This is a genomic window from Streptomyces sp. NPDC059092 (assembly GCF_042756365.1).
In the GTDB taxonomy this organism is placed as follows: domain Bacteria; phylum Actinomycetota; class Actinomycetes; order Streptomycetales; family Streptomycetaceae; genus Streptomyces.
The window spans coordinates 1-6,655 of record NZ_JBHZEJ010000133.1 but is presented as its reverse complement, the minus strand read 5'-3'; the positions used below and the strand labels follow the sequence as shown (position 1 = coordinate 6,655).

6 protein-coding genes and 1 pseudogene are annotated in these 6,655 nt (G+C 68.9%); 4 read left to right on the top strand and 3 right to left on the bottom strand.

The annotated features are described in order from the left end of the window. Positions 1-181 precede the first annotated feature (181 nt). Entirely contained in the window at positions 182-1,243 is a 1,062-nt protein-coding gene (locus tag ACFXPL_RS36755; protein WP_384927529.1) for an NAD(P)/FAD-dependent oxidoreductase, read from the top strand. 11 nt (positions 1,244-1,254) lie between these two features. On the opposite strand, the gene ACFXPL_RS36750 is transcribed toward ACFXPL_RS36755, so the two are convergent. Further along, positions 1,255-1,824 carry a helix-turn-helix domain-containing protein gene (locus ACFXPL_RS36750; RefSeq protein WP_384927528.1) on the bottom strand — a complete coding sequence of 190 codons (570 nt, stop codon included), beginning with the start codon at positions 1,822-1,824 and terminating at the stop codon, positions 1,255-1,257. A 125-nt stretch (positions 1,825-1,949) separates the two neighbouring features. Between ACFXPL_RS36750 and ACFXPL_RS36745 the strand changes: the two genes are divergently transcribed. The 3 genes from ACFXPL_RS36745 (at position 1,950) to ACFXPL_RS36735 (ending at position 5,253) form a co-directional block, all read left to right on the top strand. Beyond that, entirely contained in the window at positions 1,950-3,452 is a 1,503-nt protein-coding gene (locus tag ACFXPL_RS36745; RefSeq protein ID WP_384927527.1) for an MFS transporter, read from the top strand. Positions 3,453-3,771: 319 nt separating this feature from the next. Further along, positions 3,772-4,125, top strand: coding sequence for a hypothetical protein (locus ACFXPL_RS36740; protein WP_384927526.1), 354 nt, complete (start codon positions 3,772-3,774; stop codon positions 4,123-4,125). Positions 4,126-4,161: 36 nt separating this feature from the next. Next, the gene (locus ACFXPL_RS36735) at positions 4,162-5,253 is read left to right on the top strand and encodes an alkene reductase (protein WP_384927525.1); all 1,092 of its coding nucleotides are present in this window, start codon (positions 4,162-4,164) and stop codon (positions 5,251-5,253) included. A 411-nt stretch (positions 5,254-5,664) separates the two neighbouring features. Here ACFXPL_RS36735 and ACFXPL_RS36730 read toward each other — a convergent pair. Next, a pseudogene (locus tag ACFXPL_RS36730) lies at positions 5,665-5,909 on the bottom strand (diadenosine tetraphosphate hydrolase); the annotation flags it as partial. Between the two features lie 127 nt (positions 5,910-6,036). Beyond that, positions 6,037-6,162 carry a hypothetical protein gene (locus tag ACFXPL_RS36725; RefSeq protein WP_384927524.1) on the bottom strand — a complete coding sequence of 42 codons (126 nt, stop codon included), beginning with the start codon at positions 6,160-6,162 and terminating at the stop codon, positions 6,037-6,039. Between the last annotated feature and the right edge of the window lie 493 nt (positions 6,163-6,655).

Sequence of the window (6,655 nt, the reverse complement as noted above, 5' to 3'; positions counted from 1 at the left end):
GGGGTGGTTTTTTTTTTTTTTTTTTTACTACCCTGACTAGTTGTCGCTTCAAAAGCCTCTGTGGGGGGGTTGGGGGGGGGGGTCCCCCCCCCCCCCCAACGAACGCGAAGAAACGGGTCCGGCCTTGCCGGACCGGCAAGAGGAATAGCGCTTCGTCCCAGCTCTCCGCACGGTGTGCCGTATGAGCGAGAAACTGGATTCTGACGTTTTCGACGTGATCGTGATCGGCGGTGGTGTGGCCGGCCTGTCCGGGGCACTGACCCTGTCGCGTGCCCGGCGTTCGGTGCTGGTGCTGGATGCGGGGGAGCCCCGTAACGCCCCCGCCGCCGCAGCCCACGGCCTGCTGTCACGCGACGGGGTCGCGCCCCTGGAGCTACTGCGCGCCGGGCGGGGCGAAGTCTCCCTGTACGGCGGACAGATACTCGCCGACCGCGCCACGGGCGCGCTGCGCGTGGACGGAGATTTCGTCGTCAGCACGGCAGGTGGCAAGACGTTCCGGTCCCGGCGGCTGCTGGTGACCACGGGCCTGGTGGATGAACTTCCTCAGGTGCCTGGGCTGCGTGAGCGGTGGGGAAGGGACGTGCTGCACTGCCCGTACTGCCACGGCTGGGAGGTGCGTGACACGCCGATCGGCGTGCTCGGCACGAGTGCCGCTTCGGTGCATCAGGCGCTGCTGTTCCGCCAGTGGTCCAGTCAGGTGACCCTGTTCCTGCACACCGGACCCGAGCCCGAGGAGGTCCAGTGGGAACGCCTGGCGGCCCGCCGTATCGAGGTCGTGCAGGGCGAGGTGACCGACCTGAAGATCCTGGACGACAAGCTGGATGGTGTCGGGCTCGCCTCCGGCCTGGTGGTCCCCGTGCAGTCCCTGGTGGTGGCTCCCCGGTTCGTCGCGCAGGGCGAAGTCCTGGCGGGGCTGGGCGTTAGCCTGGCGTCGCACCCCATGGGAGTGGGCACCTATGTGTCCACCGACCCCACCGGCGCGACGGACGTCGCAGGCGTGTGGGCGGCCGGGAACGTGGCCGATGTGATGGCAGGTCTCGCCCAGGCCCAGGCCGGCGGCGTGACGGCGGCAGCGGCGATCAACGGCGACCTCGTCAACGCTGACGCGGACGAAGCGGTCGCCCGCCGCCGCGTGGCCCCGTCCGCAGCGGCCTTCAGTGCCGAGAGCGGGGCGCAGGTGTGCGAGCGCGTTCTGGGCGAGCGCCGGCACGGCCTCGACGCCCTGCCGCCGGACGCGGAGTGACGACGGTGCCGTCAGGCAGGGCGCGCCTTGAGGTGGGCCCGTTCGCCTTGCTTGCCGAAGATGACCAGGAGTTCGACCGGCTGATCGTCGGCTGCGCCCAGCCAGTGCGGCACATGCGTGTCGAATTCCGCCACCTCACCCGGCGCCAGGGTCAAGGAGCGCTCGCCGAGCAACAAGCGCAGCAGGCCGTCCAGCACGTAGATCCACTCGTAGCCCTCGTGGATGTTCAGCTCGGGTTCTCCGGTGGAGGGGGTGATGACGAGTTTGTGCGCGTGCAGCCCGCCGGGCCGGCGGCTGAGCGGCACGTACGTCATGCCGCCGCGGGTGACGGGACGCAGGTGTACGCGCGGGTCACCGGTCTCCGGCGCTCCCACCAACTCGTCCAGGGGAACCCGGTACGCGTGGGCCAGGGGCAGCAGCAGTTCCAGGTTCGCCTTGCGGCTGCCGTTCTCCAGCCGGGACAGCGTGCTCTCGGAGATCCCTGTGGTCTGCGAGAGGGCGGCCAGTGTGATGCCGTGCTGCCGGCGCAGTGCCCGCAGCCGCGGTCCGATGGCGGTCAGGACACGATCGAGGTTGCTCATGCCGCCCACCTTGCTGAAGTGGCATGGGGGTTTGCAACCTTGGCAGGCCGTGTCCCACTCTCCGAGCGACGCAAAGGCACCTGCCGCTGCCCCACCTTTTCGCTCACTGCTCAGGAGAGCCTCCGATGACCAGCCTCATCCGCCGCGCCCGCACGGCACCCGATCCTGCCTCGCCGGATCCGCACCGGTGGATGACACTCACCGTGGCGTCCGTCGCGACGCTGATGGTCGTCCTCGACGTGTCGATCGTGAACATCGCCCTGCCTCGGGCCCAGGGCGATCTCGGCATGAGTGACACCGGCAGACAGTGGATGATCACCGCTTACGCGCTGGCCTTCGGCGGCCTGCTCCTGCTCGGCGGCCGCATCGCCGACTTCGCCGGCCGCAAGAAGATCCTTCTCATCGGCCTGCTCGGCTTCGCCGCCGCCTCCATGCTCGGCGGCCTGGCCCCCGCCCCGGGCACCCTCTTCGCAGCCCGCGCGTTGCAGGGTGCCTTCGCCGCCCTGCTCGCCCCCGCCGCCCTTTCGCTGCTCACGGTCGCCTTCACCGACCCGAAGGAACGCGCGAAGGCCTTCGGTATTTTCGGCGCCTTCCAGGGCGGAGGCGGCGCCGTCGGCCTGCTGCTGGGCGGGGTGCTGACCGAGTACGCGGGCTGGCGCTGGTGCATGTACATCAATATTCCCATCGCCCTGGCCGCGGCCCTCGCCACCCGCTCCTACATCCGCGAGAGCCGGGCCGGGGGAGACCGCCACTACGACATCCCCGGCGCCCTCCTGGTGACCGGAGGACTTGTCGCCCTCGTCTACGGCTTCGCCCAGGCAGCCGACGGCGACGGCTGGACCGCCCCCGCAACACTGGTGCTCCTGGCTGCCGCCGTTGTCCTGCTGACCGCTTTCGTGGTGGTGGAGCACCGCAGCGCGCACCCGCTTCTGCCGCTGCGAGTCGTTCTCGACCGATCCCGTGGCGGAGTGTTCCTGGCCAACCTCCTCATTGGTGCCGGCATGTTCGGCATGAATCTCTTTATGACCTACTTCCTGCAGGTCAACCTCAACTACACGCCGTTGCAGGCCGGTTGCGCCTTCCTGCCCTTCAGTGTCGGCATCATCGCCACCACCACCCTCGGCGCCTCCCTGGTCACCCGGCTCGGCCCCAAGACCCTGATGGTGGCGGGAACCACGCTGGCCACAGTGGGACTGCTCTGGCTCACCCACCTGGACTCCGGCTCCGGCTACACGGGCGAGGTACTGCCGACCCAGATACTGGTCGGCGTCGGCGTCGGCTTCTTCTTCCTGGCCGGCCCCAATGTGGCGCTCTCCGGGGTGAATCCGCGCGACGTGGGCGTGGCCAGCGCCGCCCTGAGCACCAGCCAGCAGATCGGCGCCGCCCTGGGCCCCGCTCTGCTCAACACCCTCTACGTATCCGCCGTCACCGGCTACCTCACGGCCCACGGCACGACTTCGCGCAAGGCTTCGCAGGCCGTGCGGCTGGAGGCCCTCGTCCACGGCTACCGCATCGCATTCATCGTCGCCGGCACGCTCCTGGCCGCCGCCCTCATCGCCCTCATCGCCCTGGTGAAAACACCCAGGACCGACGTCGGCGACATGCCTGCCTCAGCCCCCGTCCACTGAACACGCCACCCCTGTCATCTGAAGGAGAGGACACCGCGATGGACGAGTTCATCCGTGAGATCCACGCCGTCAGCGGCGCCGCCCAGTTCTGGGAGCGGCTCTACGACAAGGACGGCGTCCGGAAGGACACCGCCAACCCGCTGCTCGCCGAGACCGCCGTACATCTCCCGCCCGGACGCGCCCTCGACCTGGGATGCGGCGAAGGCGGCGGCAGCCTCTGGCCGGCCACGCACGGCCGGCAGGTCACGGCCGTCGACATCGCCCCACCGCCCTGCGGCGCGGCACACGGCTCGCCGTCCGAAACGGCGTCGAATCCCAGGTGCGCACGCAACAGCACGATCTGGCCCGGACGTTCCCCGACGGCGCCTTCGACCTCATCTCGGCCCAGTACCTGCAAACCCCCTACGCCTTCCCGCGCGCCGTCGTCCCGCGCCAGGCCGCACACGCGCTTACGCCCGACGGGATCCTCCTCGTCGTCGACCACGGCGCGACACCGCCCTGGTCCTGGAACGCCGACGCCGACACCCGCTTCCCCAGCCCGCAGGACATCTACGACGATCTTGTTCTCGACGCGGCGTGCCGGAGACCCCAGCGCCTGGCCACCCCACAACGGGAGCCCACCGGTCCCGACGGACAGACCGCGACCGTCATCGCCGTGCGCCGCCTCGCCTGACAGGCACGCCGCACCCTCATCACAGGAGCTCCTTTCATGACTGACCTCTTCGCGCCCGTCACGGTGGGCAAGTGGACGCTGAACAACCGCATCGTCATGGCCCCCATGACACGCAACCGCGCCACCCCCGACGGCGTGCCCACCGACCTCATGACGACCTACTACACCCAGCGGGCCACCGCCGGCCTCATCGTCACCGAGGGAGTGCAGCCCAGCACCGTCGGACAGGGCTACATGAACTCGCCCGGCCTGCACAGCCCCGAGCAGATCGAAGCGTGGCGTGCCATTGCCCACGGTGTGCACCGCTCAGGCGGCCGGATCGTGGCCCAGCTCATGCACGCCGGCCGAATCTCCCACCCCGACAACAAGCACCAGGCCGAGACCGTCGCCCCCAGCGCCATCGCCGCACCGGGCGAGATGTTCACGGCCGCCGGCCCTCAGCCCCACCCCACCCCACGAGCCCTGACCGCCGAAGAGATACCGGCCGTCATCGACGAATACGCTCAGGCCGCCCGCGCGGCCGTCGACGCCGGCCTGGACGGGATCGAACTGCACGGCGCCAACGGCTACCTCCCGCACCAGTTCCTCGCCCCCTCCACCAACCAGCGCACCGACAGCTACGGCGGTTCGCCCACGGCCCGAGCCCGCTTCGTCATCGAAGTCGCCCAAGCCGTCAGTGACGCCATCGGCAGCGAACGCGTCGGCATCCGCATCTCTCCGGCCATCAACCTGCACGGCGCACTGGAGACCGATCCGCAAGCCACGGCGGCCACCTACCGCCCCCTCGTCGACGCCCTCTCAACGATGGGCCTGGCCTACCTGCACATCATCGGCGACCCCGCCTCCGAGCTGCTCACCGACCTCGCCGACCGATTCGGCGGCTGCCATATCGTCAGCAACGGCTGGGATCCCGTCACCGACGTCGCCGCGGCAGAGAGCCTCGTCAACTCCGGCCGGGCCGACCTCGTCGCGGTCGGGCGGGCCTTCATCGCCAACCCCGACCTGGTGCACCGCTGGCAGACCGGAGCCCCGCTGAACAAGCCCGACGGCACCACCTTCTACGGCGGCGACCACCGCGGCTACACCGACTACCCGCTGCTGACCGAGGGGGCAGACGAGAAACTCTGATCCGACCACTCCAGGTGGTCGATGGTGTTGCCTGCGCCGCTGAGCCATCAGCGGCGCGGGCAACACCCGCGCAGCCGAGCCCTCACCGATCCGTCGCCCGTGCCCAGGCCCCCGCATGCCTCCGCGGTCTGCGTGCGATCGACTTCGCACTCGGCCGCGAGTGATCCAACCAGCTCGGCAATGCCTCACCCGGAAGTGGAAACGGCACAGCAGGCAGCCGCCACACCTGACGTACGACCGGGGATGTCAAACCCGCTGCACAGTACGCCGACAGGCTTCCAACTCGCCTGGGTCCGTCCCAGCCGCAACCACGGCAGTCACCCTCAGCGCTGCACCGCAATCTTTTGTGCGCCGCTGAAATCTCTACTGAAAGGAGTCTTGCGCTACTGAAATCTTCGGAGCCATTCGACACAGGAATCCGTCGGTGTTGCCAAGGATCTCCATGTTCACCCGGCGAAATGCCGGTCAAGACGCCGACAGGCATGCTCGACGGCTTCACCGAGCACGTCCATATGGGACAGGGCCGCCAGCCTCTTCGCCTTCGGAAGCTCGGACAGCCGCTGCACACGGGGGCCGTCCACCAAGAGCACCGAGTGGCCCGGCAGGAACTGTGCCTCTCCGATCACCGCGAACCCCGCCCTCAACCGCCCCAGCACCGCAGGGTTCTCCCCGCGCAGAGCGCTTCCGATCCGGTCCGTCTGCCTGCGCTCGTCACGGAAGAAACCCGTGCTCCGGCGATCAAGGGGCACAGCCAGCCTTCGGGGAGAAAGGCAGGCGCTGGTGTCACAGCAGAGTGATCAGCAGGGCCGACACCCAGAGGCAGAAGACGTGCTGGGCCTGGTCGACGGAGTATCGGCCCTGCTGGTTCTTCGCTGACTCGCCACTGCCGGTCAAGAGCATCCATGCCATCACCGGTCATCGGCGGTCCCAGAACCCATGGCTACGGCCGAGAACGCGATCCCCACCGCGGCTCCGGTCCAGCCGATCGGAAGGTTAATTAAGCAGGGCCCCGCCACGGCTCGGCAGCAGTCGGCCCGCCGGCCTCAGACTCCGGGCGGCCGCTCGCCGCTGCCCACGTGTCCATTTGCCAGCAACGATCCGCCCAGACATGGGAGACGAACAGGACCGCGAGGACCGCGGTGAACACGGCTGCCGACGTCATGCCGTCACCTCCAGGAGGGTATTTCGAGGCGCAGCATCGACGCCCGCCAACCGAGACACACGAGCGGATCCTCGTGCAGAAGGCCAGCGTCGGCTTCCCCTCCGAAGCGAGACACCGAAGAAGGTGGACACGGCCTTCGCCGCGTTAGGCAGTGTCCTGGCGATCAGTTGAGTCGTTGATAGGACTGTGAGACATAGGGGTGATCTGACAGATGCTCAGTGGGAGCGGTTGGAGCCGCTT